The sequence below is a fragment of the Arthrobacter sp. RT-1 genome (genome assembly GCF_003367205.1).
Taxonomy (GTDB): Bacteria; Actinomycetota; Actinomycetes; order Actinomycetales; family Micrococcaceae; genus Arthrobacter.
The window spans coordinates 212211-238409 of the sequence record NZ_QRGQ01000006.1 but is presented as its reverse complement, the minus strand read 5'-3'; the positions used below and the strand labels follow the sequence as shown (position 1 = coordinate 238409).

23 protein-coding genes are annotated in these 26199 nt (G+C 66.6%); 11 read left to right on the top strand and 12 right to left on the bottom strand.

Annotated elements, in window-relative coordinates; all coding sequences use genetic code 11:
* Positions 1-15 precede the first annotated feature (15 nt).
* On the bottom strand, positions 16-750 hold the full coding sequence (locus DXK94_RS07370) for a FadR/GntR family transcriptional regulator (RefSeq protein WP_115524449.1): 735 nt from the start codon (positions 748-750) through the stop codon (positions 16-18).
* Positions 751-941: 191 nt separating this feature from the next.
* On the opposite strand from DXK94_RS07370, the gene DXK94_RS07365 reads away from it, so the two are divergent.
* From DXK94_RS07365 to DXK94_RS07355, 3 genes are all read left to right on the top strand, one after another.
* Complete coding sequence (locus DXK94_RS07365) at positions 942-1487, top strand: gluconokinase (RefSeq protein WP_115524497.1); 546 nt, start codon at positions 942-944, stop codon at positions 1485-1487.
* A gap of 46 nt (positions 1488-1533) precedes the next feature.
* Positions 1534-2937 (top strand): GntP family permease, encoded by a 1404-nt coding sequence (locus DXK94_RS07360; protein WP_115524448.1) that lies wholly within the window; start codon positions 1534-1536, stop codon positions 2935-2937.
* Positions 2938-3093: 156 nt separating this feature from the next.
* Positions 3094-3918 carry an SDR family NAD(P)-dependent oxidoreductase gene (locus DXK94_RS07355; RefSeq protein ID WP_115524447.1) on the top strand — a complete coding sequence of 275 codons (825 nt, stop codon included), beginning with the start codon at positions 3094-3096 and terminating at the stop codon, positions 3916-3918.
* On the opposite strand, the gene DXK94_RS07350 is transcribed toward DXK94_RS07355, so the two are convergent.
* Both DXK94_RS07350 and DXK94_RS07345 read right to left on the bottom strand, forming a co-directional pair.
* Positions 3902-4555: an FMN-binding negative transcriptional regulator gene (locus DXK94_RS07350; RefSeq protein WP_115524446.1), complete on the bottom strand. Its 654-nt coding sequence runs from the start codon at positions 4553-4555 to the stop codon at positions 3902-3904. The two genes, DXK94_RS07355 and DXK94_RS07350, sit on opposite strands and share 17 nt — an antisense overlap.
* 4 nt (positions 4556-4559) lie before the next feature.
* Positions 4560-5537 (bottom strand): DMT family transporter, encoded by a 978-nt coding sequence (locus DXK94_RS07345; protein ID WP_115524445.1) that lies wholly within the window; start codon positions 5535-5537, stop codon positions 4560-4562.
* Between DXK94_RS07345 and DXK94_RS07340 the strand changes: the two genes are divergently transcribed.
* Positions 5536-6948 carry a PLP-dependent aminotransferase family protein gene (locus DXK94_RS07340; RefSeq protein ID WP_115524444.1) on the top strand — a complete coding sequence of 471 codons (1413 nt, stop codon included), beginning with the start codon at positions 5536-5538 and terminating at the stop codon, positions 6946-6948. The two genes, DXK94_RS07345 and DXK94_RS07340, sit on opposite strands and share 2 nt — an antisense overlap.
* A gap of 2 nt (positions 6949-6950) precedes the next feature.
* Here DXK94_RS07340 and DXK94_RS07335 read toward each other — a convergent pair whose 3' ends face one another.
* A complete protein-coding gene (locus tag DXK94_RS07335) occupies positions 6951-7442 on the bottom strand; it encodes a hypothetical protein (protein ID WP_115524443.1) in 492 nt (163 codons plus the stop codon).
* A 449-nt stretch (positions 7443-7891) separates the two neighbouring features.
* Between DXK94_RS07335 and DXK94_RS07330 the strand changes: the two genes are divergently transcribed.
* The 3 genes from DXK94_RS07330 to DXK94_RS07320 all read left to right on the top strand — a co-directional run bounded on the left by DXK94_RS07330 (position 7892) and on the right by DXK94_RS07320 (position 13241).
* Positions 7892-10660 carry a BTAD domain-containing putative transcriptional regulator gene (locus DXK94_RS07330; protein WP_181884758.1) on the top strand — a complete coding sequence of 923 codons (2769 nt, stop codon included), beginning with the start codon at positions 7892-7894 and terminating at the stop codon, positions 10658-10660.
* A gap of 198 nt (positions 10661-10858) precedes the next feature.
* Positions 10859-12307, top strand: a complete 1449-nt coding sequence (locus DXK94_RS07325; RefSeq protein WP_115524496.1) for an amino acid permease — start codon at positions 10859-10861, stop codon at positions 12305-12307.
* A gap of 169 nt (positions 12308-12476) precedes the next feature.
* A complete protein-coding gene (locus tag DXK94_RS07320; RefSeq protein ID WP_115524495.1) occupies positions 12477-13241 on the top strand; it encodes an IclR family transcriptional regulator in 765 nt (254 codons plus the stop codon).
* On the opposite strand, the gene DXK94_RS07315 is transcribed toward DXK94_RS07320, so the two are convergent.
* From DXK94_RS07315 to DXK94_RS07305, 3 genes are all read right to left on the bottom strand, one after another.
* The gene (locus DXK94_RS07315; protein ID WP_115524441.1) at positions 13238-14005 is read right to left on the bottom strand and encodes an IclR family transcriptional regulator; all 768 of its coding nucleotides are present in this window, start codon (positions 14003-14005) and stop codon (positions 13238-13240) included. The genes DXK94_RS07320 and DXK94_RS07315 overlap by 4 nt on opposite strands.
* A 201-nt stretch (positions 14006-14206) precedes the next feature.
* Positions 14207-14962 (bottom strand): cyclase family protein, encoded by a 756-nt coding sequence (locus DXK94_RS07310; RefSeq protein ID WP_115524440.1) that lies wholly within the window; start codon positions 14960-14962, stop codon positions 14207-14209.
* Complete coding sequence (locus tag DXK94_RS07305) at positions 14959-15453, bottom strand: hypothetical protein (protein ID WP_115524439.1); 495 nt, start codon at positions 15451-15453, stop codon at positions 14959-14961. Before DXK94_RS07305 ends, DXK94_RS07310 begins: the two co-directional genes overlap by 4 nt.
* A 55-nt stretch (positions 15454-15508) precedes the next feature.
* Here DXK94_RS07305 and mmuM point away from each other — a divergent pair, with 55 nt between their 5' ends.
* The gene (gene mmuM, locus DXK94_RS07300) at positions 15509-16474 is read left to right on the top strand and encodes a homocysteine S-methyltransferase (protein WP_181884763.1); all 966 of its coding nucleotides are present in this window, start codon (positions 15509-15511) and stop codon (positions 16472-16474) included.
* Between the two features lie 117 nt (positions 16475-16591).
* Positions 16592-17086 carry a hypothetical protein gene (locus tag DXK94_RS07295; protein ID WP_115524438.1) on the top strand — a complete coding sequence of 165 codons (495 nt, stop codon included), beginning with the start codon at positions 16592-16594 and terminating at the stop codon, positions 17084-17086.
* Positions 17087-17110: 24 nt separating this feature from the next.
* On the opposite strand, the gene DXK94_RS07290 is transcribed toward DXK94_RS07295, so the two are convergent.
* Positions 17111-17662: a dihydrofolate reductase family protein gene (locus DXK94_RS07290; protein ID WP_115524437.1), complete on the bottom strand. Its 552-nt coding sequence runs from the start codon at positions 17660-17662 to the stop codon at positions 17111-17113.
* A gap of 226 nt (positions 17663-17888) precedes the next feature.
* Here DXK94_RS07290 and DXK94_RS07285 point away from each other — a divergent pair, with 226 nt between their 5' ends.
* Positions 17889-18374, top strand: a complete 486-nt coding sequence (locus DXK94_RS07285; protein WP_115524436.1) for a hypothetical protein — start codon at positions 17889-17891, stop codon at positions 18372-18374.
* A gap of 31 nt (positions 18375-18405) precedes the next feature.
* On the opposite strand, the gene DXK94_RS07280 is transcribed toward DXK94_RS07285, so the two are convergent.
* The 4 genes from DXK94_RS07280 to DXK94_RS07265 form a co-directional block, all read right to left on the bottom strand.
* Complete coding sequence (locus DXK94_RS07280; protein ID WP_115524435.1) at positions 18406-19314, bottom strand: diguanylate cyclase; 909 nt, start codon at positions 19312-19314, stop codon at positions 18406-18408.
* The gene (locus DXK94_RS07275) at positions 19311-22337 is read right to left on the bottom strand and encodes a response regulator (RefSeq protein WP_258868472.1); all 3027 of its coding nucleotides are present in this window, start codon (positions 22335-22337) and stop codon (positions 19311-19313) included. Before DXK94_RS07275 ends, DXK94_RS07280 begins: the two co-directional genes overlap by 4 nt.
* Before the next feature lie 140 nt (positions 22338-22477).
* The gene (locus tag DXK94_RS07270) at positions 22478-24679 is read right to left on the bottom strand and encodes an EAL domain-containing protein (protein WP_115524434.1); all 2202 of its coding nucleotides are present in this window, start codon (positions 24677-24679) and stop codon (positions 22478-22480) included.
* 174 nt (positions 24680-24853) lie between these two features.
* Positions 24854-25123 carry a GlsB/YeaQ/YmgE family stress response membrane protein gene (locus DXK94_RS07265; RefSeq protein WP_079595779.1) on the bottom strand — a complete coding sequence of 90 codons (270 nt, stop codon included), beginning with the start codon at positions 25121-25123 and terminating at the stop codon, positions 24854-24856.
* Positions 25124-25332: 209 nt separating this feature from the next.
* Between DXK94_RS07265 and DXK94_RS07260 the strand changes: the two genes are divergently transcribed.
* Positions 25333-26199, top strand: a complete 867-nt coding sequence (locus DXK94_RS07260; protein ID WP_115524433.1) for an HAD family hydrolase — start codon at positions 25333-25335, stop codon at positions 26197-26199.

Below are 26199 nucleotides of genomic sequence, written 5' to 3'. Positions count from 1 at the left end.
CCACCAGCCGCCGGGCTACCCCAGCCCCATTGCGTTCCGGACCTCGTCCAGGATGTGGTGCATGGCCCGTTCGGCCACCACCGTATCGCCGCGGGCCACTGCCGCAGCCACATCCTCATGCGCCTGCAGTGCTTCGTTCCGCGGCTTGAACGGCATCAGCCCCTGCTGGGTGCGGCTGGTGAGCACCTCGGCCACCATGCCCTCCAGCGCCCGGAACATCTCGTTGCCGCAGCTCCGGAGCAGCAGCTGGTGGAACTCGATGTCCGCCGCCAGGAAGGCCTGAAGATCACCGGCCTCGCCCAGCCGCCGCAGCTCTGCTCCCAGGGCCACCAGTTGTGCGCGTTCGGCGGCGCTGGCCCTACGCGCCGCCCCGGCCGCGGCGATGGGTTCGACGGCGATGCGCAGCTCCGTCAGGCTGCTGTACTGGATCTCGCGCCGGTCCGACGCCAGGCGCCAGCGCACCAGCTTGGGATCGAAGACGTTCCATTGATCGGGCTCCTGCACCACGATGCCCACCCGCCGGCGCGAATAGACCAGGTTCATCGATTCCAGGACCTTCATGGTGTCCCGTGCCACCGTGCGGGAAATTCCGTACTCCTGCTGCAGCCCCTCGAGGGTCAGCCTGCTTCCTGGCGGGAGGCTTCCGGACGCGACGGCGATGCCAACCGCCTCCAGAACGCGTTCATGCATCGCGGGGGAGGCCCCGCCGTCGTACGCGTTGTCCGCGTCCCCTGCTGTCGCCGTCGACATTGTTTTCGCCGCCTCTCTCCGCGCCGCAGCGCCCTTATAGGATAGCGAAAATTAGAAAAGGTATGACTTGTGACACCAAAAGATAGTATCTTTGGTATCGAAAGGTGATACCTTATGGCGTAGCCCACTTCATCACGGGCACGCAGCGAGCTTCTTCGAAAGCCAAAGACGTCTTCTCCGGAGGTATGAACATGCAGTATCCACCCACGCATCTTGTGGTCATGGGCGTTGCCGGGTCCGGCAAATCCACCCTGGCGGCGGCCCTGTCCAAGCAGCTGGGCTGGACCTGCGCCGAGGCTGACGAGTTCCACCCGGATACCAACATCGCCAAGATGTCCCGAGGCATTCCGCTGCAGGACGAGGACCGCTGGCCCTGGCTCCGGGAAATCCGCGACTGGATGACCGCCCAGGCCCAGGCCGGCTGCAGTACCGTCCTCACCTGCTCCGCGCTCAAGAAGAGCTACCGCCAGCTCCTGTCCGAAGCCGAAGGCCGTGTCCTCTTCCTCCACCTCGACGGCGGCGCTGACCTGATCAGCCAGCGCATGCAGGGCCGCGAAGGCCACTTCATGCCGCCCACACTGCTGCCCAGCCAGCTGGCCACGCTCGAGGCGCTCAGCCAGGAAGAGCTCGACGCCGGCAGCCTCCGCCTGGACATCTCGCGCTCACCGGAGGAGCTGGTCGCCGCCGTCGTGGAGGCCCTGAAGCTTCCCACCGGCCAGGCGCCCTGCACCCCCTAAGCACCCCCTCAATTCCCCACCAACAGTTCTGTTTCAAAGGAGAACCATGACCATCGAAGGATGGACCCAGACGCTGGGAGCAGGCCCCCTGCTGCTCATCGCCGCAGCCGCGATCGTCGTCCTGCTGTTCCTCATCATCAAGCTGCGCGTGCACGCCCTGCTCGCCCTGATCCTGGTCAGCCTGGCCACCGCTTTCGCCACCGGCATCCCCGCCAACCAGGTGGTCCCGGTGCTGATCAACGGCTTCGGAACAACCCTTGGCACCGTGGCACTCCTGGTGGGCCTGGGCGCAATGCTCGGACGCATCGTGGAAACGAGCGGCGGCGCCAAGGTGCTGGCCGACTACCTCATCGGCGTCTTCGGTGAAAAGCGCGCCCCGTTCGCGCTGGGCCTCGCTTCGCTGATCTTCGGCTTCCCCATCTTCTTCGACGCCGGCCTGGTGGTTATGCTGCCCGTCGTCTTCGCCGTCGCCCACCGCCTGGGCGGGGGAGTGCTCCGCTACGGCCTGCCCGCCGCCGGTGCGTTCTCCGTGATGCACATCTTCCTGCCGCCGCACCCGGGCCCGGTCTCCGCTTCCGCATTCTTCGAAGCCAACGTCGGCCTGGTCATGATCGCCGGCCTCCTCGTGGCCATCCCCACCTGGTACGTCACCGCCTACCTCTACGGCCTCTACACCGGCAAGAAGCTGGTTCTGCCCGTGCCCGAAATCCTGGGCCACGCCACGGCAGAAGCCGAAGCCCACCCGCCGCGTTTCCGCACCATCGTTGGCCTGCTGCTCCTGCCGCTGGTCCTGATCTTCCTCAACACCGGTCTGAACACCCTGGCCTCCTCCGGCGTGCTGGCGGAAGGCACCAAGGACCAGCAGTGGTTCCAGGTCCTGCGCACCATCGGTGAGACCCCGGTGGCCCTGCTGATCGCCGTGCTGGTGGCCATGTTCGTCCTGGGAGCCAAGCGCGGCAAGGACGCCGGAGCACTGGAGAAGCTGCTCGAGTCCTCGCTGGGCCCGGTCTGCTCCGTCATCCTGATAACCGGCGCTGGCGGCATGTTCGGCGGCGTCCTGCGGACCTCCGGCATCGGCGCGGCCCTGGCCGACGTTCTGGGCAACCTGGGCATCCCGCTCATCCTGGCCGGCTTCCTGATCTCCTCCATCCTCCGGATCGCCCAGGGTTCTGCAACCGTGGCACTGACCACCACCGCCGGCCTGATCGCCCCGGCTGTCGCTGCCGCCGGGCTGAACGGAATGCAGGTTGCCGCCATGGTCATCGCCGTTGCAGCCGGTTCCGTGGTGGTCTCCCACGTCAACGACTCCGGCTTCTGGCTGGTGGGCCGCTTCTTCGGCATGGACGTCAAGACCACGCTGAAGACCTGGACCGTGATGGAAACGCTGATCGGTGTGATGGGCTTCGCCATCGCCGCAGTGATCTTCCTGGTGGCCGGGGTGGCAGGCTAGCTTCCCTTCTCCCAACCAGGTAGCGCCAAGTGCCGTTTTGAACCCCCAAAACGGCACTTGGCGCTACTTGCATGTGAGGGCGGGGAACGCCGGCCGGCCCGGCGTCGTTGTGCCAGAGTCACCCTCTTCGGGAACGAACCGACCAAAGGACACCCCTTGACCCAACGCACCATCGTGATCACCGGCGCCAGCGACGGCATCGGCGCAGCAGCCGCGCGGAGCCTGAGCGAGGCGGGGGAGCAGGTGGTCGTCGTTGGCCGATCCGACGAGAAGACCCGTGCCGTCGCCAAGGACATCAACGCGGACTACTTCGTGGCCGATTTCGCCGAACTGGACCAGGTCCGCACCCTCGCCGCGCAGCTGACGTCCGACTATCCGCGCATCGACGTCCTCGCCAACAACGCCGGCGGCATCATGGGCAAGCGCCAACTCACGGTGGACGGCAACGAGTCCACGTTCCAGATCAACCACCTGGCGCCGTTCCTGCTCACCACGCTGCTGATGGACACCCTCACCGCCAGCAACGCCAAGGTCATCAACACCGCCAGCGGCGCCAACGGCATCGGCAAGCTGGACCTGTTCGACCTCAACTCCGAGCACAGCTACTCCACCAACCGCGCCTACGGCACGGGCAAGCTGGCCAACATCCTCTTCACGTCCGAGCTGCACCGCCGCTTCAGCGGGCAGGGAATTACGACGGCGGCGTTCCACCCGGGCGTGGTCCGCACCAACTTCGCGGCAGAGTCCACCAGCCCGTTCCGGCACGCGTACAAGACGCTGCTGAACCGCTTTATGCTCACTCCCGACCAGGGCGCCGACACCATGCTCTGGCTGATCAACGGCACGCCCGGCACCGACTGGATCTCGGGGGCCTATTACGCCAAGCGTGCCCTGGCCAAGGCCAATCCGCAGGCGTACGACGCCGAGCTGGCGCGCGGCCTGTGGGAGAAGAGCGAGGAGCTGGTCAAGCCTGCTGCCTGAGACCGCCCGCGCGGGTTGCTTCCCGGGCGCGTTCGACGTCGGCGGCAGACTCTGCGTGCCCCCGGCCGCTGAGGCCTGCAATCACGCCGTCAACGTCGGCCTCGGGCCGGTTCTGGCTCAGCTTCGCCTTCGCCTCGATGCGGGCGATGACCAGTTCCACCCCCACGATGGCCCGGAGCTGGCCGGAAATAAAGCGCTCGGGCGCATCGTCCATGCTCCACGGGTGCTCAAAGCCGGCCTCATGGACTCCGGTGAGCCGCCTGACCTGCGGCTCCAGCCACTCCGGATCGTCGTGAATGACGAGCCTGCCGTAGACGTGGGCGGTGGTGTAGTTCCACGTGGGGACAACCCGCCCGTGCTCAGCCTTGGACGCGTACCAGGACGGCGAAATGTAGGCATCTTCGCCCTGGATGATGGCCAGGGCCTCTCCGGTGACAGGCTCGGACCACTGCGTGTTGTTCCGGGCAACGTGGCCCTGCAGTGCGCCGTGCTCCCCAACGGTGGGATCGAAAACAAACGGCAGGAGTGTGGCGAGCAGGCCCTGCGGGGTCATGGTGACCAGGTTCAGCGCGCCCGGCCGGGTGAGCAGGTCTTGCACGTCGTCGGGGGTGACAGCGAAATGGGCTGGAATGTACATGGTGCTAGTCCTTTACGGGCTGGAGGGTTCTGGTGATGGGCGGCAGGGCATGGTTGGGAGTGGCAGGTCTGAGCCGGACGCGCACGGCGGCGCCGGCGCACAGGATGACAACCACACCACCGAGAATGGTGGTCCACGTCAGGTCCTCGCCCAGCAGGACGGCGGCCCAGCAGATGCTCAGGACGGGCTGGATAAGTTGGATCTGGCTGACCTGGGCGATGGGGCCGATGGCCAGGCCCCGGTACCAGGCGAAGAAGCCGAGGAACATGCTCACCACGCCGAGGTAGGCAAACGCCGCCCACTGGGCGGGGGAGGCCGACGGCGGCTGCTGGGCAATGGAGAGCACGGCCAGGACCAGCATCAGCGGCACAGCGAGGACCAAGGCCCAGGAGATGGTCTGCCACGCGCCGAGCTCGCGGGCCAGCATGCCGCCCTCGGCGTAGCCGATTGCCGCAGCGACGACGGCGCCCAGGAGCAGCAGGTCCGCCCAGTGCAGCTGACCGAAGCCGCCGGACTGCATGGAAGCGAAGCTGATCGCTGCCAGGGCACCCATAGCGGTAATGAGCCAGAAGGCGGGCCGTGGACGTTCCCGCCCTCGGATGACCGCGGCGGTGGCCGTCGCGGCCGGCAGCAGGGCAATGACCACTGCGCCGTGGGTTGCGGGGGCGGTTGTCAGGGCAAAGGAAGTGGTTAGCGGAAAGCCAACGACGACGCCGGCAGCCACCACCGCGACACGCACCCACTGCGCGCCGCGGGGGAGCGGCTGCCGGGTAAGCGCGAGGGCAAAGGCTGCCAGTAGGGCTGCCACCACTGCGCGGCCGGAGCCGATGAACAGCGGGGACAGGCCGGCCACGGCAACCTTGGTGAACGGAACAGTGAACGAGAAGGCCGCCACGCCGATGAAGCCCAGCCATACTCCGGAGGGCTTCGCGCTGGATAACACTATGCGCTGTGGATGAGTAGCGCTACTATTGTCTCTCATGAACAACGATAGCAGTTCGCGGATCGTGGCGCACCTGAAATCCTGGATGACCGCAGCCGCCCCCGGAGCGAAGCTGCCGTCCACCCGTTCCCTGGTAGCCGAATACCAGGCCAGCCCCGTCACGGTGCAGAAGGCCCTGCAAACCCTCACGGCCCAGGGGCTGATCGAGAGCCGCCCTGGCGTCGGGACGTTCGTGCGTGCGATACGCACAGCCCGCCCATCGGACTACGGCTGGCAGACGGCGGCCCTCCGCTCACCGCTGGCCTCACTGCCATCGGCCTCTTCGACCATGCGTGACGTGCCGCTTGACGCCATCTCCTTCCATTCCGGATACCCGGCCCGTGAGCTCCTGCCCGAGCGCCTGGTGCGGGCAGCCCTCACCCGTGCTGCACGTGGTGACGCCGCGCTGTCCCGCCCGCCGGCTGCCGGAATGCCGGAGCTGCAGTCGTGGTTTGCGCACGAGCTCGGCGCGTCCACGCCGGCCGGGACCACGCCGCCCAACCCGAGCGACGTCGTCGTACTCCCCGGCAGCCAGAGCGGGCTGAGCTCCATTTTCAGCGCCCTGGTGGGGAGGGGCCAGCCGCTGCTGCTGGAATCGCCCTCCTATTGGGGTGCCATCCTGGCGGCCGCTCAGGCCGGAGTGCGCGTTGTCCCGGTGCCCACCGGGACCGACGGGCCGGACCCGGCAGAGCTGGCTCGCGCCTTCGACGAATCCGGTGCCCGGCTCTTTTACGCACAGCCCAACTATGCAAACCCCACCGGCGCGCAGTGGTCGGCCCAGATCCGCGACCAGGTCCTGGACGTGATCCGTTCCAAGGGCGCGTTCCTGGTGGAGGACGACTGGGCGCACGATTTCGGCATCACGTCGAATCCCGTGCCGGTTGCTTCGCGTGACGACTCCGGGCACGTCGTCTACCTGCGCTCGCTGACCAAAAGTGTGTCCACATCTATCCGGGTGGCAGCGGTGATTGCCCGGGGTCCGGCGCGGGAACGCATCTTGGCCGACCGCGCGGCCGAATCCATGTACGTCAGTGGCCTGCTGCAGGCCGCAGCGCTCGACGTCGTCACGCAGCCCGGGTGGCAGACGCACCTGCGCAGCCTCCGGCACCAGCTCGAGTCCCGCCGGGACCTGCTGGTCACCAGCCTGCGCGAGTACGCTCCCCATGCCCACATCGTGCAGGTGCCCAAGGGTGGCCTGAACCTGTGGCTGCGGCTGCCTGATGGGACGGACCTGCAGCGTCTGACCAGGGACTGCGAAGCCGCCGGGGTCATCATCGCCCCGGGGGACGAATGGTTTCCCGCGGAACCGGCGGGTCCATTCATCCGGCTCAATTTCTCGGGCACGAATCCGGGCGCCTTCCCGGAAGGCGCCCGGATCATTGGCCGGATGCTGGAGCAGAACCTGACTTAGGATCAGTCGGCCAGGGCCGCGCAGACGTCAGTCACCGTGCCCGTTCCAGTGAACATGCCCCCGACTTCCTTTCCCCTACGGTCGAGCGTCCAACTGACCGTGCCGGTAGTGAAGTAAACCCCCACCGGGTGTCCGTTCGCCCGTGGAACAGTGATGAGATTGGGTCCGGTAGCGGTAACGAGCTGGCTGCCATCCTCCAGGTACTGGATGTGGGTCACGCCTGAGGCGCCCGTATAGGTGACGGATTCGCCCTCCTTATTAGTGACAGTCATGCTGAGCCCCGGCCAAATGATCTTTTCGCGCTCGCCGGGCAGTGTGATGACTCCGATCTTGCCCTCGGCAGTGAGCACCACTTTGAAGCCAGGACAGGACACTGTGAACGAGCCTTCGATCGGGCCGGGGACGGCAGCGGCAACAGCCGCAGGTGCCGGCGCCACGAGGGCTGCTGCGGCAAGGGCGGCGGGGGCCAGTGTGCGGGCTATAGCAGTTTTCATGGGATCTTCCTTTCAGATTTACTCGGTTGAGTGGCTCAAGAATGGCTCCGGCGGCTTAACCCGTCCTTAATCTGGACCAGAACACTGGACCCCGCCCGTGCCCGGGAGCATGATGGGGTTGGTGTCGCTCCTCGGGGTGCACCAGTGACAGTGCGGACGCTAGGGGTCGCTGGTCGAGAGCTCTGCCGGAACGGGTCAGCCCGCTTCTGCAGCCGGTCAGTGAGGGGTGCTCGGCAATGGGCACATTGTGGATCAGGGCGCTGGGGCCGTTGGTTGTCATAGCCGACGGCGCGTCAGTTTCGGTCAGCAGTGGGAAATTGCGGACCGTCCTCGAGTGCCTGGCCCTTCGGGCAAACACGGTTGTGGGCGCCGACTTTCTGGCCGAGGTTCTGTGGGACGGGCGCCCTCCCGCGCATCCACTCCCGCAGTTGCAGGTGTATATAGCCAATTTGAGGAGCCTGCTCGAACCCGCCCGGCCTAAAGGCTCCGCCTCTCAGCGGCTGGCTAGCAGGCCGGGCGGCTATCTCCTTGCCGTTGTTGATGATGAACTCGACCTGCTCCAGTTCCGTCGGCAGGTGGCTGCCGGCGCGCGGGCGGTGCAGGCCGGCAACTTGGCGGGAGGAGCCAGGCATCTGCGTCAGGCAGTGGAATTGTTCAACGGGCCCGCCTTCCCGGACCTTGCCGATATCGAGCTGATGGCAGCGGACCTGGACGGGCTGGAGGAATCCAGGCTGGACGCATACCAGGACCTCTTCGACATCGAACTCGCCTTGGGCAGGCACGCCGCCCTGATAGGGGAGCTGCAGCGGTTAGTGCCGCAGCATCCCTTCCGGGAACGCCTGTGGGCATCGCTCGTACTGGCCTTGTACCGTTCGGACCGGCAAGCAGATGCACTCGCCGCCTGCCGCGAGGCCCGGGAAACCTTCACCACTGAACTTGGTATTGATCTAGGTGTCCGGCTTCGGGAGCTCGAAACACTGGTGCTTCGACAGGATCCGTCCCTGAATACTCCGGCGGTGCAAGGACAGCGCCGGAGCAGGCAGCGACTGGACAACCTTCCCGCTGCACTTACGCCGCTCGTGGGCCGGGAGAATGAGCTGGGGGAGGTGTGTTCCCTGTACCGGTCGGAGGACTGCCGGCTCGTCACCGTTACCGGTGCCGGCGGGACGGGAAAAACCCGCTTGGCGTTGGCCGCTGCTGCCCGGCTGCGCGAGCGCATGGCCGACGGCGTGGGCTGGGTTAATCTCGCACCGCTCACGCAGGTTCAGCAAGTGCCTGGTGCTATCGCATCGACTCTCGGGCTGGAGGCGGGCGCTGGCGACGATCCGCTGAAGATCGCATCGCGGTTCCTGCATCGGCGCCGCCTGCTTCTGGTCCTGGATAACTTTGAGCACCTAGAGGATGCCTGGCCGGTGGTGCTGGACATGCTCACCGCAGCCCCTGAGCTCCGGATCCTCACCACCAGCCGCCGGCGGCTCGGGCTGCGCCCCGAGTATGAGTTTGAGCTGGCGCCGCTTGAACTGCCCTCGCTCGAACCGCCGCTGCCGCCGCGCCAGCTGCGGGAAGTGCCCGCTGTGAAGCTGCTCGTGAACCGTGGACGGTCGGTCCGTCCCCATTTCGACGTCAACGATGGCAACACAGTCGTGGTGACCCGGCTGTGTCACCGGCTGGACGGCCTGCCGCTCGCCATCGAACTGGCCGCGGCACAACTGCGGCGCCTCGACGAGCGTGCCCTCCTGGCCGAACTGGAAGTCAGCCTGGCCGCGATGCCCGCCGCGTTCCGCGACCTTCCTGACCGGCAGCGGACCCTGACGGCCACGATGGAGTGGAGTTACCAGCTGCTCCCGGACGCTGAACGGCTGCTATTCGATCGAATCGGCGTTTTTGCCGGTGACCCCACGGTGACAGCAATCGGCGCGGTCTGCGGGCAGACCTCGGCCAAGCCCCTTTCGGTGGACGACGTGCTGTCTGCGCTCGCGGCCCACAGCCTGGTACGGCGTTACAGCGACTACGCGGGACGCCAACGGGTATCCGTGCTGCATTCAATCCGGGAGTTTGCCCGAAACCGGCTCTTGCTCCTCAATGATGCAGCGGACGTGCGTCGCCGACATGCCGAGCATTACCTTTCCCTGGCCGAGGCCCTGGGCCCGCAGCTGTGGGGCCGGGACCAGGTTGAGGCGTTCCGGACGCTGCACTCTGATGCTCCGGACCTGCGTGCGGCACTGCTCTGGGCCGCAGGACCGGATGGTTCGACGGAACTGGCGCTGCGCCTGGTAGGTCAGCTCTGGCATTACTGGGAAATTACGGGAGATGTTGCAGAGCAGCAGGGGATTGCTGTGGCGCTGGTGGAAGCAGCGCCGGATGCTCCACCGGAACTCCGGGGGCCGGCACTGAGCGGAGCAGCCACCTTGTGCTGGGCCCTGGGCCGGTATGACCAGGCGGCGAACCTCCACGGTCTGGCGCTTCAAGCTTTCCGGGAAACTTCAAACAGTCCTGCCGCCGCCTGGACAATGATGTGCCTCGCCGTCCAGGCCGCCTACAGCGGTAAGACAAGCAAAGCCAGACAACTCTCCGCGGACGTGCTGGCAGCTCCGGATGCCAGCCTTCGCACCCGTATCTCGGTCCTGGTTCTCTTGTCCCGATTGGCATTCTTCGAGGGAGACCACCAGCAGGCGTTGGACCTCTCCCGGCGCTGTGTTGAGGTCGGCAGGCCGATCGGCGACCGCTCGCTGCTCGGCGTGGTGCTGACCAATCTCGCCGAATGCGCTGAACAGAGTTGTGACTACGATGCCGCGGAACGGCTGCTGCATGAAGCCGTTGATGCGTCGCTTGAACTCAGTGCACAGAGCAACCTTGTTGCAGTCCTTGAATCGCTCGCTGGCGTATATGCGGCGCAGAATCGTTTGGATCCCGCCATCCGCCTACTCGCCGCCGCGAACGCCTACCGCCTGGAACATGGAAGGCCCCTGGACGGGGAGGAAGCGAAACGGGTTGAGGCGATCACCGCCAGGGCCCGTGCCGAAGCAGGCCCCATCCGGTTTGGTCTTGCCTGGGCTGGTGGAAGAGCACTCACCGTGACGCAGGCCGCGAACGAACTGGTTCAGGGTGGGCGCGGGCGGGGAGGAATTAACACTGCCCCAGCGGAGTCAACCGAGCCCATCCCAGCCAGCCACACTCAGTCTGCGGCGGACGACCCAGCGGACCCTGCTCCCTGGTAACCATCAGGGACGTGCCGCGGGACGTGGTCACCGGAAGTAACAGCGTGCAACATAAGCATGCCTTTATGTGTTTAGTGACCGCAAATTCGGCAGGCGTGCTACTTTCAGCACTGTCGACGTGCACTTCTTCGTTTCCCGGGGGCGGAACCAAAGGAATGCGCTCGCCCCATCGCACCGACCCCCACCTTGGAGAAGCCCGTGGAACCCTCAGCACCGCTCACGCTGGATGAGCAGTCCGCCGGATCACAACCGGCAACGCAACAACAGGCAGAATCAGGGCTCCGCCGGTCCATGGGGCCGCGCCACCTGGTCATGATTGCCATGGGCGGCGTCATCGGCTCCGGGTTGTTCCTCAGCTCCGGCTACACCATCTCCCAGGCCGGCCCGCTCGGCGCCGTGATCGCCTACCTGGTGGGCGCCTTCGTGGTGTACCTGGTGATGGCCTGCCTGGGTGAACTCGCCATCGCCTACCCGGTGTCCGGCGCGTTCCACATCTACGCCGCGCGCTCCATCGGCCCCGCCACCGGCTTCGCCACCGCCTGGCTGTACTGGCTCTGCTGGGCGGTGGCCATCGGTTCCGAATTCACCGCCTCCGGCCTGCTCATGCAGCGCTGGTTCCCGGACGTGGAGGTCTGGGTCTGGTGCCTCATTTTTGCTGCATTGCTCTTCGGCTTCAACGCCGTGTCCTCCAAGTTCTTCGGCGAGTCCGAGTTCTGGTTCGCCATCGTGAAGGTCGCCGCGATCATCGGGCTCATCGTCCTGGGCGGCGCGGCGCTGTTCGGCTTCCGCCCGCTCAGCGGCGGCGAAAGCCACCCGTTCCTGTTCGAAAACTTCGCCACCGAGGCCGGCCTGTTCCCCAACGGCTTCACAGGCGTCCTGGTCACCGTCCTCGCCGTCTTCTACGCCTTCTCCGGCTCCGAACTCATCGGCGTCGCGGCAGGCGAGACCAAGGACCCGGCCACCAGCATCCCCAAGGCCATGCGCACCACCGTGATCCGGCTGCTCATCTTCTTCGTCGGCGCCATCGCGGTCATCGCCGCCACCATCCCGTACAGCGAGGTGGGCCTGGACGAGAGCCCGTTCGTGACGGTCTTCTCCGCCATCGGCCTCCCGTTCGCCGCCGACATCATGAACTTCGTCATCATCACCGCCCTCCTCTCCGCCGGCAACAGCGGCCTCTTCTCCTGCGCCCGCATGCTCTACTCGCTCGCCGATGAAGGCCACGCGCCGCGGGCGTTCAAAAAGCTGACCCGCCGCGGCATCCCGCTGATCGCGCTCTCGGTGAGCATGGTGGGCGGCCTCGCCTCCCTGATCAGCAGCGTGGTTGCCCCGGAAACGGTGTACCTGGTCCTGGTTTCCGTGGCCGGCTTCGCCGTGGTGGGCGTGTGGATGTCCATCACCGCATCGCATTTCTTCCACCGCCGCGCCTTCGTCCGCAAGGGCGGCGACGTTTCCGCCCTGGCCTACAAGGCCCCGCTGTTCCCGCTGGTGCCCATCCTGGCGTTCTCGCTCTGCGTCGTCTCCCTGATTGGCATCGCCCTCGACCCCACCCAGGCAGCGGCACTCTACTTCGGGATCCCCTTTGTGGCCGCCTGCTACATCTGGTTCCACTTCCGGCACGGCCGCAAGGCGCTGCCCGCCAAGTAATTGCCCGTGAAGCAGCGGAAGCGGACGACGGCGGCTGCCGGGAAGGTGCGTTGCGCACCTTACCGGGCGGTCGCCGTCGTACTTTCCCACGCCTTTTCCGCCTCGCCGTTTGAGGAGGGGTGGCGTGGAAGAATGGGGCGAGGTTACCGGCCGGGAGGGGCAGATAAGCGTGGATTCGTCCGCTGAGGCGTCGTCGATGGCGCAGGGGCTCCGGATTGTGCGGCTGGTGGTGGACCGGGAGAAACGGGGCCGGCAACTGCTGGGCGTTTCGCAGCTGGCCGTTGAGCTGGACATGGAACAAAGCCGCGTCTCCCGGCTGACCCAGGAACTGTGCGATCTCGGGCTGCTGGAGCGCGTGGACCGCGGCCCGTTCCGGACCGGGCAGCGTTTTTTCAATCTCGCTGCCTCGCTCAACACCGGCTGGGTCCGGGAAGCTAAAACCGAACTTGAGGCGTTGGTGGCCTCACTGGGGTGTCGCGCACGGCTCTCCGTCCGCGACGGATACCGCGTCATACTGGTGCGCAGTTCCAGCAACGACGCCGTTTCCGGAAGCTTTGTGAAGCCGGGGATGGTGACCCCGGCCTGGTGCACGGGCGCCGGGCGGGCGCTGCTGTGGGACTTTGACCGTCCCGCCCTCGAGTCCCTGCTGGCCGACGTGAACTACATCGGCATCGGCGGGCCGGGTGCTGCCCACTCAACCGGCGAAGTCTGGGACCTGATGGTCCGGGACCGTGCCGGCGGGTTCATTGCCGCCGCCGAGGAATTTGAGCACGAGGTAGTGGAACTCGCCGTGCCGGTCAGGGACGCCGGCGGCGCCATCCTGGCCTCACTCAGCGTGCTGGGACACCGGGCCGGGATCGGGCCCGGCGAAGCTGCCGCGGCGGTGCTTCATCGCGCTGCGGAACGGCTTGGGACTTTTCAGAACGCCAACTAACCCTGCGGCTGGTACCCGAGCCTGCGTTCAAGCCACTCACCTTGGGTCACCAGCGCGGCCACGCATTCTTCCCGGCGCGGCTCCAGCCGGTCTTTGATGCCCACGATCTGGAGCGCCGCCACCACATCGCCCTTGAAGTCGCGGATGGGGACGGCCAGCGAGTAGAGGCCCGGTTCGGCCTCCTCATCCACGATCGAGTAACCCCGCGCGTGGGCTGCCTCGCGCCGTGCAAGGAAGTCGTCCACGTCGCCCGGCGTGTTCGGGCCGTGCCGCACGAAGGCGACATCCGCGAAGACGGTGCGCACCTCTGCCTCCGACGCCTCCCACAGGACCGCCTGCCCGGCGTCGCTGCAGTAGGCGGGGTAGGGCCTGCCCAGCCAGGAGCCCACCAGGTTGCTGCTGGCCGGGACGCTCTCGCCAATGGTTACGGTGCTGTCGGCGTGGAGCACCCCGAGGAAACACGCCTCATCGGTTTGGCGCGCAAGCGTGTCCAGGGCCATGCCGCCGTCGGACTGTAAACGGCGCTCGGTCAGCAGTTGTGCGTCGGTGAGGATGGACCAGTCCAGGCTGTAGGTGCGCTGGTTGGTGCGGGTGAGGAACCCCTCCTGCTCCGCGCCACGCAAGTAACGCGACACCTGGCTGCGGTCCTTGCCCAGGCCGGCGGCGATGTCGGCCACCGTTCCGCCGGCATGTCCGGCCTCATGGCGGGAACCAACGGCCAGGACGGCCATGATCCCGCGGCCCATGCTGGAGGTTTTTGACATGGAGCCGAGTCTAGTGGAGCAGCCCTCCCCGCCCAGCTTTCCGTGGAGCGCCGGAATCGCCGGAATGCCGCCAGATCGCCGGAACTTTCCGGCGACCTCGAGCTGTTCCGGCGACTTCAGAGCGGTGACGTGGACCAGCGGCGCATAGGCGCGGTGATGCGGCTTCGGTGGAGCGGAAACGGGACGGCCCGCCAGCCGGGTTCAGCAGATGGCGAATACCCGCGCCGGGAAGCCGCTGCCGCCCTGCGGCTTGGGCCAGCTGGCGACGACGGCCGCGCCCGCTTCCGGCAGCCCGTCCAGGTTGGCCAGCAGTTCAATCTGCCAGCGGTCCTGCTCCAGGACGTAAGTTTCCAGGCTGAAGTCCTGGCGGGAGGTGGCGAGGCCCGGGTCCGTGTCGGTCTGTTCGTGGCCTACCGCCGCGACGGACCGCTCGTTGATCAGGAAGGACAGCACCTCAAGGGACCAGCCGGGCGTGTGGCTCAACCCGTCCTTGTCCCGGTTCGCCATGGCGTCGGCGTCCGGCCAGCGGTGGCTCCAGCCAGTGCGCAACGCCACGAAGCTGCCCTCCGGGATGGCCCCGTTTCGGCTTTCCCAGTTCCGCACGTCCTCCAAGGTAGGGGTGGCATCAGGGTTGCCCGCCACCCTGGAGGTGATGTCAAGGACCACCAGCGGAAGGATCATCTCCTCCACCGGGATCTCGTCGAGCGTCCTGCCGCCGCGGATGAAATGCGACGGCGGGTCCACGTGGGTTCCCCACTGGCCCACAATCAAATAGCGGTGGGCGGAGAACCCGTCGCCCCGCTCAATGTCGAAGAGGGCTTCCCGCTCCTCATCAGGGAATGCAGCGAAACGGGGCTGGCCGGGATGGAAAGCGTGCGTCAGGTCCACGAACCGCCTGCCCTCGAGGATGGACTGCAGGCCTTCCCACAGCGAGGTGGTGAGGGTGGAATCCGTCATGATGCTGCACTACCTTCGGTGGCCGGTGCCAGTGCCGTGCTGGAGACGCTGATGGGTCCGGTCAGTTCGATCACCGGTACTTCCCAGGGGTGGATGTCAACGATCTGCCGCATAAAGCGCTCGACGGCGGCGTCCTCCAGGGAGGCGTCGAAGTACGTGGTGAAAACGAAGGTGGGCGACAAAGTCTGCTCGCCGACGCGCCCCAGGGTGGGGTTGGCGCCCTCCGCTGTGGTGAAGCCCTCGAAGCCAAGGCCCGACTCAAACACGTGCTTGTAGTTGCCGAAATCGCCCAGCTCCCGGAACTGCGTCAGGGCCTGGAGCAGATGGGCGATGCCCGGATCATCGCGGAAGGCACTCGCTTTCCCCTTGGCCAGCTGCGCAAAGGTGGTGCCGCTGATGGGCCAGTGCACGCGCAGCTTGCGTACCGGATGCAGTTGAACGTCCAAGAACCTGTCCTCTTTCCTCCCGCCGCGCTGACGGTTGCCTGCCATCGTGACAGAAAGAAATAATCATTACAAGCATATGAAAATGCGTATTATGACTACTATGCCTTCAACCGCGCCGCTGTCGTCCTTGCTGCACTCCGGGGAGCACCTTCCCGCCGATGGCGCCCTGGCCACCGAACTCGAGTCTCGCGGCTGCAATTTGGACGATCCCCTGTGGTCAGCGAAGGTCCTGCTGGAACAGCCCCACCTGATCAAGGACGTCCACCGCGACTACTTCGCGGCGGGCGCCAGGATTGCCACCACCGCCAGTTACCAGGCCACGCCCCAAGGGTTTGCCCAGCGGGGGATGGGAGAGCAGGAGTCACTGGAGCTCGTGGCGTTGTCCGTACGGCTGGCCAATGAGGCCCGTCGCGAACACCTGTCGGCCAACCCTGATGCCGGGCCCTTGCTGGTGGCCGGATCTGTTGGCCCCTACGGCGCGTACCTGGCGGACGGCTCCGAGTACCGCGGCGACTACGTCCTGACGCCGGACGAGTTCAGAAAATTCCACCGCCCCCGCATCGCGGCGCTCGTAGAAGCCGGTGCGGACTTCCTCGCCTGTGAAACGCTCCCCTCCTATGCCGAGGCCAAGGCGCTGCTGGCACTCACGCAGGAATACGACGTCGAATCCTGGTTTTCCTTCTCGCTGCGGGATGGCGCACACATCAGCGACGGAACGCCCCTGGCGGCCGTGGCTGAACTCTTTGACGAGCAACCGCAGGTTGCGGCGGTCGGCGTGAACTGCGTGCCGCTCCACCTGGTCACCCCCGCGCTCACAGCGCTGCGCGGGGCAACGGACAAACCCCTGGTCGCCTACCCGAACTCCGGCGAAACCTACGATGCCGGTACCAAGACCTGGAGCCCCGCCACACCGTCCGGGAGCGCGGCCGGAGAAGGGAATCCGGCGACCCTTGCCGAAGGCACCGCCACCTGGCAGGCCCTTGGCGCCCGCATCATCGGCGGCTGCTGCCGGACAACGCCCGGCGATATCGCCGCCGTCCAACGCCTTCTTTCCCCGACCCGGTAGGCGGGTCAAAGAGCTCCTGCCACGGGCGGCGCCTCCACATCCCGGTTAGCTGTTTGGCGAAGGAGGGCAGGGGTACCTGTGCTTCTGTCACCGCTCCCGGAACAAACTGGAGGAACCATGGCCGGATCCCGTGGACAAGTGCTGCTGGCGGCTGCCGCTCGAGGTGCCATGTGTGGCCTTGCCGGTGTGGCCGTGATGACAGCGGGCGAGAAAGTTGAACAGTTCCTGACCAAGCGGCCCAACTCCTACATCCCGGCACGCACGCTGCTCACGCTCCTGGGGCAGCGCCCGGACGATGCGCAGAAGCCCCTGGTCTGGAACCACGTGATGCACTGGGGGACCGGCGCATTGCTCGGTTCCGTGCGGGGGATCTGGGCGGTGACCGGCATCCGCGGGCCGCTGGCGAACACCAAGCACACGGTTGTCCGGCTCGCGTTCGACCAGACGCTTGAAAATGCGACCGGCGCCGGCGCCCCGCCCACCAGCTGGCCCGGGAAGGAACAGGTGGTGGACGTGACGCACAAGGCGGTGTACTCGCTGGCGACTGGACTGGCCGCCGACCGCTGGATCCGGCCGGTCCTGGAATCACGCCGCGGTACCACCAGCCACTGACGGTCTGCAGGACGCTTTCCGGTCCTAACCCTCGAGCCGACTGTAGGTGCTGATGACGTTGCCCTTGCTGGTGCTCCGCTGGTCCTGAAGCACCAGCCGGGTGGTCGGGTCGCCGTCCTCGAACAGGCGGCGCCCGGTGCCGGCCACCACGGGATGGGTCATCAGGGTGAGTTCGTCCAGGAGCCCGGCGAACAGCAGCTGGCGGGTCACGGAGATGCTGCCGCACACGGCGATCTCGCCGCCGTCGCGCTCCTTCAGCTTCGCCACGAACTCCTCCAGCGGGGCGTCCATCAGGCGCGAGTTCTGCCAGTCCAGCGGCTCGGTGAGCGTCCGGGAGGCCACATACTTTTCCACCGGGTTGATGAAGGCGGCGAAGTCTTCGTCCACGGACGCGTTCGGCCAGTAGCCTGCCCACTCCTGGTAGCTCACGTGCCCCAGCACCACGGTGTCCACTGTTTCCATCATCTTGGTGAGGCCTTCGCCCAGTTCGTCGTCGAAGCTGTCGAACTGGAACTTGTAGGGATCGGACACCACGCCGTCAACGGAATGGAACAGGCCTGCGGTCACTTTGCGCATTCAAAAACCTCCAGAAATCGAGTGGACAAAACCAACCGTAACGGGGCGTCCGGACGGGCGGAAGACGCGCCGAAAAATGTACGACGGCGGCGCGTTCAGTTAGCTTCATCACTCGCGGTGGCGTCTTGCAGAGTTTTCGTGATAACCGGCTTCATACTGGTGTTGATGCGGCCACTTTCGGCAGCCGCCGGTGTTCGGCCATTTTGCGCCAGGCAGGAGGAAGTGCATGGAAACCCTGAAAAAGATCGTGAGCAACCAGTATTTTCCCGCCGGCGCCGTCCTGACGGCGGTGATCCTTTTTTGGGCCGTGGGAATGCTGGGCGGGCTCTCCCTCCTGCACAACAACCAGCCGCCGCTGACCACCCTCACCTGGATGTTGTTCGTGTATATGGCCGCCGTCCTCACCCCGATCGCGGGCCTGATGGCCGCCGTCGACCTTTACCGACGCTGGCGCCGCAACCGCGCCGCAGCCGAAAGTGCTGTGGCCGAAAACGCCACGGCCGAAACCGTGAGTCCGGCAGCTTCAACCGCCAGCACGGAGGCCATCCTGGTCGGCAGCCAGCGGGCGGAAGCGCACGTCCCTGCCGAGGCGGCCGGGACGCGATCCCAGCAGCCGCCCCTTTCTGAGCAGCCCGCGCAGCAGCAGCCCGCACAGCAGAAGCCGGCCCCGAAGAAGCCCATCCAGAAAAAGCAAGGCAAAAAGGCCGCCTGACCCGCCGCCAACCCGGCCTGCGGGCCTGCGGCTACCCGGCCACCTCAACCCGGTTCCGGCCGGCCGCCTTCGCCGCGTACAGGGCGGCGTCCGCCTCACCCAGCAGCGTGTCGGCGTCGGCGGGGTGCTGTGCCGAGAAAGTGGAGATTCCCGCGCTCAGCCGCAGCTGGCCGGACGGGTCGCCCACATGCGGGATTCCCAGCTCCCGCACGGCTGCCAGCGTCCGTTCCATCAAAGCCTTCGCCCCGGGAAGGCCTTGTTTGGGCAGCACCAGCAGGAATTCCTCGCCCCCGTACCGGTAAACGCCGTCGCTCTTCCGTGCGTGGCGTGCCAGCGCCGCGGCCACGGCCCGCAGTGCAAGGTCCCCCGCCTGGTGGCCGTAAATGTCGTTATAGGCCTTGAAGTTGTCCACATCGCACATGGCAAGGCTGTACTCCTCGCCGTAGCGGGCGCTGCGGGCGTGCAGCTGCTCCAGGTCTTCGGCGAGTTTCAGCCGGTTGTGCAGCCCGGTCAGGGGATCAGTCCGCGCCTGCTGCGAGAGTACCTTCCGGTAGTGGGCCAGATCCGCGTGCAGGGTGGTGATCCGCAGGGCCACCAAGAGCCGGGCCCGCAGCACGAACGGGTCAAGCGGCTTGGTCACGTAGTCGTCCGCGCCGGCCTCCAGGCCCGCCAGCACATCGTCCCGGGACCCCTGCGAGGTCAGCAGCACAATGTAGGTGTAAAGGTCCGTCTCGCGCGCCCGGATGGACCGGCACAGCGCCAGCCCGTCCATGCCGGGCATCATCCAGTCGGTGACCACCACGTCCGGCTGGTGTTCGCGGAACAGTGCCCACGCCTCGTCACCGTCCGCGGCCGCCAGGCAGTGGTGCCCGGAGCGTTCGACGGCGGCCCTGGCCACCAGCAGCGAGCCCGGATCGTCGTCGGCCACCAGCACTTTCACTTCGGCACCTCCAGCATGGTCTCCAGTTCGGTGTCCACTTGCAGCAGTTCCGGCTCCAAGCGGGCGAGAAGATCCGCGGCGCCGCCGCTTGTTCCGCTGCGGCCCACGCCTTCCAGCTCCGCACAGGTAGCGGCGACGGCGCTGGCGCCGATGTTGGCTGCGGATCCTTTCAGGGCGTGGGCGGCCTGCACCAGTGCCGGCCCGCCGCCGCCGTCAATCGCTGTGCGGATCGCCGCGATGCGTCCCGGGGCGTCCTTGCGGAAAGCCTCCGCCGCCGCACGCAGCAGCCCATCACCGGTGCCAAGCTCCCGCAGCACGGCGAGCCGGTCCTGGTCCAGCGCCGGGCGGCTGCTCCCCGCGGTTGCCGGGCGCCCGCCCGTTACGGCCAGTGGCTGGGGGACCTGTTCCGGAACCCAACGCGTCAGTGCCGCCTGCAAGGCCGCGGCATCCACCGGTTTGGCCAGGTAATCGTCCATGCCTGCTGCCAGGCAGCGCTCCCTGTCCCCGTCCAGTGCGCCGGCGGTCATGGCGATGATCGGCAGCCGGTAACCCAACTCCCGGCCCCGGATCACCCGGGTGGCCTCAAAGCCGTCCATCACGGGCATGTGGCAGTCCATCAGGACGGCGGCATAACGGCAGGCATCGGTGGCGGCAACGGCTTCGGCGCCGTTGGCCACCACGTCCACCGCATACCCGAACTTGCTGACCGTTGCCTTGGCCACCAGCTGGTTCACTTCGTTGTCCTCCACCACCAGGATGCGTCCACGGGCGGGTCCGTCCATCGGGTCGGCGGCCCGGGCAAGGTGGCTGGCCCCGCCTGCCGGGAGCGCAGGGTCCCGGGTGGACATCAGGCGGACCAGGCGGTTGTAGAACTCGGAACTGCGGACCGGCTTCATCAGCCACTCGCGCACCCCTGCACCCGCTATCTCCGCCGAGTCCACCTGCATGGTGGAGGTCAGCATGATGAGCTCGATCCCCGCCAGCCCGCCGTCGGCCTTCATCTGCCGGGCCAGCTCCAGACCGTCGGTGTCCGGCATGCAGAAGTCCAGCACGGCCAGGTGGAACGGTTCTCCGGCCGCATTCGCCTCCCGCGCCCTTGCCAGCGCCGAACCGGCATCCGGCACGGCTGCGGGCTGCATCCGCCAGCCCCGCAGCTGCGATTCGAGCACCAGCCGGTTGGTGGCGTTATCGTCCACCACCAGCACCCGCAGGCCGTTGAGGAAACCCGCGGCGGGCACGGGGTCCGTGGACGGCGGAGCCACCGGCAGCGGCAGCCGGAACCAGAACGTGCTGCCCTCTCCCGGCACGCTCTGCAGGCCCACCTCGCCGTCCATCGCTTCCGTTAGCCGGCGCGAGATAGCCAAGCCCAGGCCGGTCCCGCCGTAGCGGCGCGTGGTGGAGGCATCCGCCTGGGAGAAGGACTGAAAAAGTTTCGGGTGGTGGGCGGGGTCGATGCCGATGCCCGTATCCCGCACCTCGAAGTACACCGCGGCGGTGCTTCCGGGACCCGCACCGGGGTTCTCCGTTGTCACCCGGATGGCAACCTCGCCGGATGCGGTGAACTTCACCGCGTTGGAGGCAAGGTTCAGCAGGATCTGGCGGATCCGGCCGGAGTCGCCCTCCAGCCGCGCCGGGACCTCCGGCTCGCAGTAGGCGATCAGCTCCAGGTTCTTTGCCAGCGCCGGTTCCGCAAGCAGTCCCGCCACTTCCTCCACCAGGACGCGCGGATCGAAGGGGCGGATATCCAGGTCCACCTTGCCGGCCTCCAGCTTGGAGAAGTCCAGGATGTCGTTGATGAGTGCCAGCAGCGCCTCGCCGGCACCCTTGACGCCCTGGGCGTACTGCTTCTGGGTGTCATCCAGCGGTGTTTCCAGCAGCAGGGCCGTCAGGCCCACCACGCCGTTCATGGGGGTGCGGATCTCGTGGCTCATGGTGGCCAGGAATTCGGACTTGAGCCGGCTTGCTTCCAGGGCCGCTTCACGGGCGGCCTCCAACTCCCGGGTACGGACCGCCACTTCCTCCTCGAGGCCGCTGGTGAGCCGGATGTTCTCGAAGACGATCAGTACCTGCCGGACCAGCACGCACACCAGCACCGCGGCCCCCACCACCAGCAGGAACGGTTCCAGCTCGTAAAGATGCGGCCCGGCGAACATGATCACGGCAACCAGCAGCGGCGCGTAGGGCAGCAGTTCCAGCGCCAGCGTGTAACTCTGCCGGTCCGGCCCGGCGCTCTCCACGGACGGTGCCAGGGGCGCCAGCGCGATGAGGAGGAAGGCGATGATCCAACCGAGGGCGAGCGGCGAACCCGTGGCGCCCGTGACGCCGTCGAACGTCATCCTCACGTAGATGCTGTCCGTGACGGCGAGGACCAGCAGGCCGCCGCCGAAACACAGCCACGGAAGACGCTCACCCGGCTGGCGCCGCATGGCAAGGACCAGGACCAGGGACGTGATGATCGCGTCCACCACCGGGTAGGCCATCCCGGTGAGGCGCGCCAGCGGGTCACCCACCGAACTGGACGCGGGCCCCAGTGCGGTGTACCAGCTGACCACCAGCACCGAGCCGGCGATGACCGCTGCGTCCATCACCGCCCGGTACAGCGCCACCGGGCTTCCGGCGCGCCCCTTGAAGGAAAAGAGCGCGGCGACGGCGGGCACCGAGTACGCGATGAACCCGGCGTCCGCGAGCGACGGGAAGGGATAGACGTGGCTGTAGGCGAGGCCATAGTAGGTATAAAGAGCCATGCCCGAGGCCCACACGAAGGCGGCCACGGACATGAACATCCAGGCCCTGGCGTTGACTCCGCCACGCGCGGCAGCACGGGCACAACTCGTCCCGGCCAGCAGGGAAGCCGCGAGGATGAGGGCATCCCCCGTCACCAATGCCGGGGGCGTGCCGCTGTTGGCTGCGAAAAACAGGGCAAGCGAGGCCAGCGCCACGGCAGTCAGCAAAGCCGGCAACCCCAGCCGGACCCTCCCGTTACCGATGGCAGGCCGGTGCTCCAAAAGACCGGTGCGAGACACGAAGGTCCCCTTCCCTCCAGCTGCGCCCGGAACCCCAAAAACCTGAGACCGGAGCCCGCCCGAGACCTGGGCGGAGACGCACCCCAATGATATCCCTCACACCCCTCGGCGGGGTGGCCGGCAGGCGCACGTTTGCCCCGCTACCGCGCCTTGAGGGCGTTCAGGGCTTCCTCGGCATGGTGCAGGGCGTGGTCCAGCCTTTCGCCCGGCTCGGGAAGGGAGAAAAGGTATCCCTGCAGGGAATCGCAATCCAGCGCCGTGAGGTAGTCCGCCTGGGCGGCCGTTTCGATGCCTTCGGCGATGACGGCAAGGCCCAGGCTCTGGGCCATGTTGATCATGGAGCTGAGGATGGGCAGCCGCTCGGTGCCGGTCCGCACCATGGAGACGAAGGTTTTGTCGATCTTTACGGTATCCACGGGGAGGTCCTGCAGCCGGCCCAGCGAGGAATAGCCGGTGCCGAAGTCATCCAGGGCCACCCGGGCGCCGGCCTCCCGCAGGGTGCTGAGCTGCTTGATCAGGCTGCAGTCGGCGTCGAAAAATACGCTCTCGGTGACTTCCAGGACCAGCTGGAAGGGTGCCACGCCGGCCGCTTCCGCCAAGCGCAGGACAGTGTCTGCGAAGTCCCGCTCCTGCAGCTGCACACCGGAGACGTTCACGGCGAGGGACCGCGACGGATCCTCGCTCAGCCAGCCTGCCAGCTGGACCATGCCGGCCGCCATGACTTCCGACCCGATTTCGCTGATCAGGCCGGTCCGCTCAGCGAGCGGGATGAAGACCGACGGCGGCACCCGCTCACCGCCGCGGTCCCACCGCGCCAGCGCCTCGAACATGACCACCTGGCCCATGCGGTGCGAAACGATGGGCTGATAGTCCACGGTGATCTCGCCATTCGCCACAGCCTGCTGCAGCCCGCTTTCCATATCGGTCCTTTTCACCAAAGCTGTCATCATGTCGGGGTGGAACCGGAGGAAGCGGTTCTTGCCCGCCGCCTTTGCCGCATACATGGCGATGTCCGCCTGGCGCAGGAGTTCGGACGGGCCCACGCTGTCCTGGCCTAGCGACGCGAGCCCCAGGCTGAGGCTGGGCCGCAGCACGGTGCCGCTGATGGTCACGGGTACATGGAGGCAGCGGACAATGCAGGCGGCGATTTCGTCGGCGTCGGGGCATGCCGTCAGCAGGACCACAAATTCGTCACCGCCCAGCCTGGCCACAACATCTGCCGTGGGGACGCAGCCGCGCAGCCGGCGGGCCACTTCGATCAGCATGTCGTCGCCCGCTTGGTGGCCAAGGATGTCATTGACTTCCTTGAAGTCGTCCAGGTCCAGCAGCAGCACGTCCACCGCCTTCAGCCGCGGCTCCTGCAGGGCCTCGGCCAGCCCGTCATTAAACACGGCCCTGTTGGCCAGGCCGGTCAGCGGATCCTGGAACGCCATGGCACGGAGCTTCTCTGCCTGGGCAGCCAGGTCAAGCATTGCCTGGTGGGCCTGCTCCTGGGCTTTCCGGCGCGGAGTCACGTCCCGGAAGCTCCAGACCCGGCCCACGATGTTGTCTCCCACCCGCTGCGGCCGCGAGTAGCGTTCGAAGGTGCGGCCGTCCTTGAATTCCAGGACGTCATGGCTCTCTGCCGCAGGATCGTCCTCCACTTCGGTGAGCCGGGCTATGAACTCCACGGGATCCGCCACCTGGGAAATGATGAGCCGCATTACGGGTTCTTCGCTGTCGCCCTCCAGTAATTCCGGCGGGATATTCCACATGGTGAGGAACTGGTCGTTGAAACCGGCAACGTGTCCCTCTGTGCTCATCACCAGGATGCCGTCCGCCGTGGACTCCAGCGTGGCCGTCAGCAGGGACATGGCCTCCCGCAGGTCGGCGTCCGCGGCCTGGCGGTGTGAAGTACCCCGGACGGACAGGAGCATCCGCGTGCCGGCCGGAACGCCGTCGTACTGCCGTGTCTGTCCTCCCGTCGATCGCGGCGGGACTGAGCCATGCATTGCTTCCTGCGGCCCCTCCGTCGGGAGGAGCGAGCCTGCCACTTCAGCAGAAAATTCGGTGCCGTCGCTGTTTAGCCCGTTAATCTCCCGGGGCGGCGGAAATTCGCCGGGGCTGGCCATGAGCTGCCGGAAGAGTTGGTCCACTTCATCCTCAAAGCCAGCAGCCAGGAGCGTCCGGTAGTTGCGGCCTGCCAGTTCTTCCCGCGGTAACCCGAAGAGCCTCGCTGCCGCGGCGTTGGCCACCGTGATGGTTCCGTCCGCTGTCACGGCCAGGAGGGCGTCGGGGTTGGCGTCCAGGACCGCCCCGAATGTTCGGACCGCCACCTTATTGCCGTGGCTGGAATCAGCCATAACACCACCCCCCTCGGACATCATAAACGCGAACGCGGAAATTTAGCGGTGCGGGGAGGAATCGGTTTCCAAGGAATTGCCCGGGAAGGTGCCCGGCCGTTGCCAGCGGTACGCAGAAACGCCGCCCTCCGGGTGGGAGGACGGCGTTTGAGGCTGATGAAATATGAGGTGCTGTTACACCCTGCGGTGGCTGCGGTTGGTGATTGCGCCGTAGACCAGCAGTACGACGATGGAGCCGAGAATGGCCAGCAGCCACGTACGGATATCGAAGAATTCCGCCAGTCCGCCGCCAAAGATCAGCGAACCGATCCAGCCGCCCAGAATGGCGCCGACAACGCCAAGGACCATGGTTACCACCCAGCCTCCGCCCTGACGACCCGGCAGGATTGCCTTCGCGATGGCTCCGGCGATCAGGCCCAAAATGAGAAATCCGAGAATGCCCATGTTGTCACTCCTTAATCAGTAAGTTGTGCCGGGCCCCCATTTCCGGTGACCTAATTCAATCAGCGTGCTTACTTCTCTGCAAGGCTTTGTTTATTACAGGATGACTGTCACTTCGTCTCAAGGAATGCCGGTCATTTATCGGGCGAACCCGCACAAATGTGCGCCTTCGATAGGATTGGGTGTCCCCGCAGCAGACCAAGGAGCCCGGCATGTCCAGCCAGCAAACCGTCCGGCCACGTGCCATCTTCCTCGACATTGACGGCACGTACGCGGACCACGGGCTGGCACCTGCAGCGCACGTCGAGGCCGTCCGGACAGCACGCGCGCTCGGCCACCTGGTTTTTGTCTGCACCGGGCGGCCGCTGTCCATGGTTCCCGGCCACATCCTCGAAACGGGATTCGACGGCGTCATCACCGGGGCCGGTGCCCGCGTGGAGCTCAACGGCGAGATCCTGAAGGACACCCGCTTTGCGCCGAACCTGGCTGCGCGCCTCGTGGAAACGCTGGATGCCCATAACGCCGCCTACATACTGGAAGCACCGGAGGCGCTGCATGGCCGCACCGGCGTTGACCAGCGGCTGAGGCAGGTGCTTGGTCCCGTCTTCGCCGGCCGGCCACGGCACGACGGAGTCCTGAGTACCGACGTCGATCCCCTCGAGGACATCCTGGGGCCCATGCAGTACAGCGACGACCTGCGTTCCGCCTCGTTCGCCAAAATTTCCTGCTTTGACTCGCCGCTGCCGCTGGTAGAACTCCTGGGCACTTTCGGCCCGGAGGTGGGCCTGATCCCCAGTTCCCTCTCGGCGCTGGGTGACCGCGCCGGCGAGATCTACATGGCCGGCACCCACAAGGCGCTGGGAATCCAGGTGGTGGAAGCCCGTCTCGGGCTGGACCGGGCGGACATCGTGGCCATCGGCGACAGCGCCAATGACATTGAAATGCTGGAGTACGCGGGAATCGGGATTGCCGTTGAAGGCGGACACCCGGACGTGCTGGCCGTCGCTGACAGGTTCACCCCCGGCCCGGCCGGCAATGGTGTGGCACTGGCCTTTGCCGAACTGGGACTCCTGGGCTGA

Bases quoted from the DNA above. Each gene is read 5' to 3' on its own strand.
- DXK94_RS07340 (WP_115524444.1), top strand. From the start codon at position 5,536: ATGAACAACGATAGCAGTTCGCGGATCGTGGCGCACCTGAAATCCTGG.
- DXK94_RS07315 (WP_115524441.1), bottom strand. From the start codon at position 14,005: ATGTCAAAAACCTCCAGCATGGGCCGCGGGATCATGGCCGTCCTGGCC.
- DXK94_RS07350 (WP_115524446.1), bottom strand. From the start codon at position 4,555: ATGTACATTCCAGCCCATTTCGCTGTCACCCCCGACGACGTGCAAGAC.
- DXK94_RS07335 (WP_115524443.1), bottom strand. From the start codon at position 7,442: ATGAAAACTGCTATAGCCCGCACACTGGCCCCCGCCGCCCTTGCCGCA.
- DXK94_RS07310 (WP_115524440.1), bottom strand. From the start codon at position 14,962: ATGACGGATTCCACCCTCACCACCTCGCTGTGGGAAGGCCTGCAGTCC.
- DXK94_RS07260 (WP_115524433.1), top strand. From the start codon at position 25,333: ATGTCCAGCCAGCAAACCGTCCGGCCACGTGCCATCTTCCTCGACATT.
- DXK94_RS07265 (WP_079595779.1), bottom strand. From the start codon at position 25,123: ATGGGCATTCTCGGATTTCTCATTTTGGGCCTGATCGCCGGAGCCATC.
- mmuM (WP_181884763.1), top strand. From the start codon at position 15,509: ATGCCTTCAACCGCGCCGCTGTCGTCCTTGCTGCACTCCGGGGAGCAC.
- DXK94_RS07305 (WP_115524439.1), bottom strand. From the start codon at position 15,453: ATGGCAGGCAACCGTCAGCGCGGCGGGAGGAAAGAGGACAGGTTCTTG.
- DXK94_RS07345 (WP_115524445.1), bottom strand. From the start codon at position 5,537: ATGAGAGACAATAGTAGCGCTACTCATCCACAGCGCATAGTGTTATCC.
- DXK94_RS07365 (WP_115524497.1), top strand. From the start codon at position 942: ATGCAGTATCCACCCACGCATCTTGTGGTCATGGGCGTTGCCGGGTCC.
- DXK94_RS07290 (WP_115524437.1), bottom strand. From the start codon at position 17,662: ATGCGCAAAGTGACCGCAGGCCTGTTCCATTCCGTTGACGGCGTGGTG.
- DXK94_RS07295 (WP_115524438.1), top strand. From the start codon at position 16,592: ATGGCCGGATCCCGTGGACAAGTGCTGCTGGCGGCTGCCGCTCGAGGT.
- DXK94_RS07285 (WP_115524436.1), top strand. From the start codon at position 17,889: ATGGAAACCCTGAAAAAGATCGTGAGCAACCAGTATTTTCCCGCCGGC.
- DXK94_RS07360 (WP_115524448.1), top strand. From the start codon at position 1,534: ATGACCATCGAAGGATGGACCCAGACGCTGGGAGCAGGCCCCCTGCTG.
- DXK94_RS07370 (WP_115524449.1), bottom strand. From the start codon at position 750: ATGTCGACGGCGACAGCAGGGGACGCGGACAACGCGTACGACGGCGGG.
- DXK94_RS07270 (WP_115524434.1), bottom strand. From the start codon at position 24,679: ATGGCTGATTCCAGCCACGGCAATAAGGTGGCGGTCCGAACATTCGGG.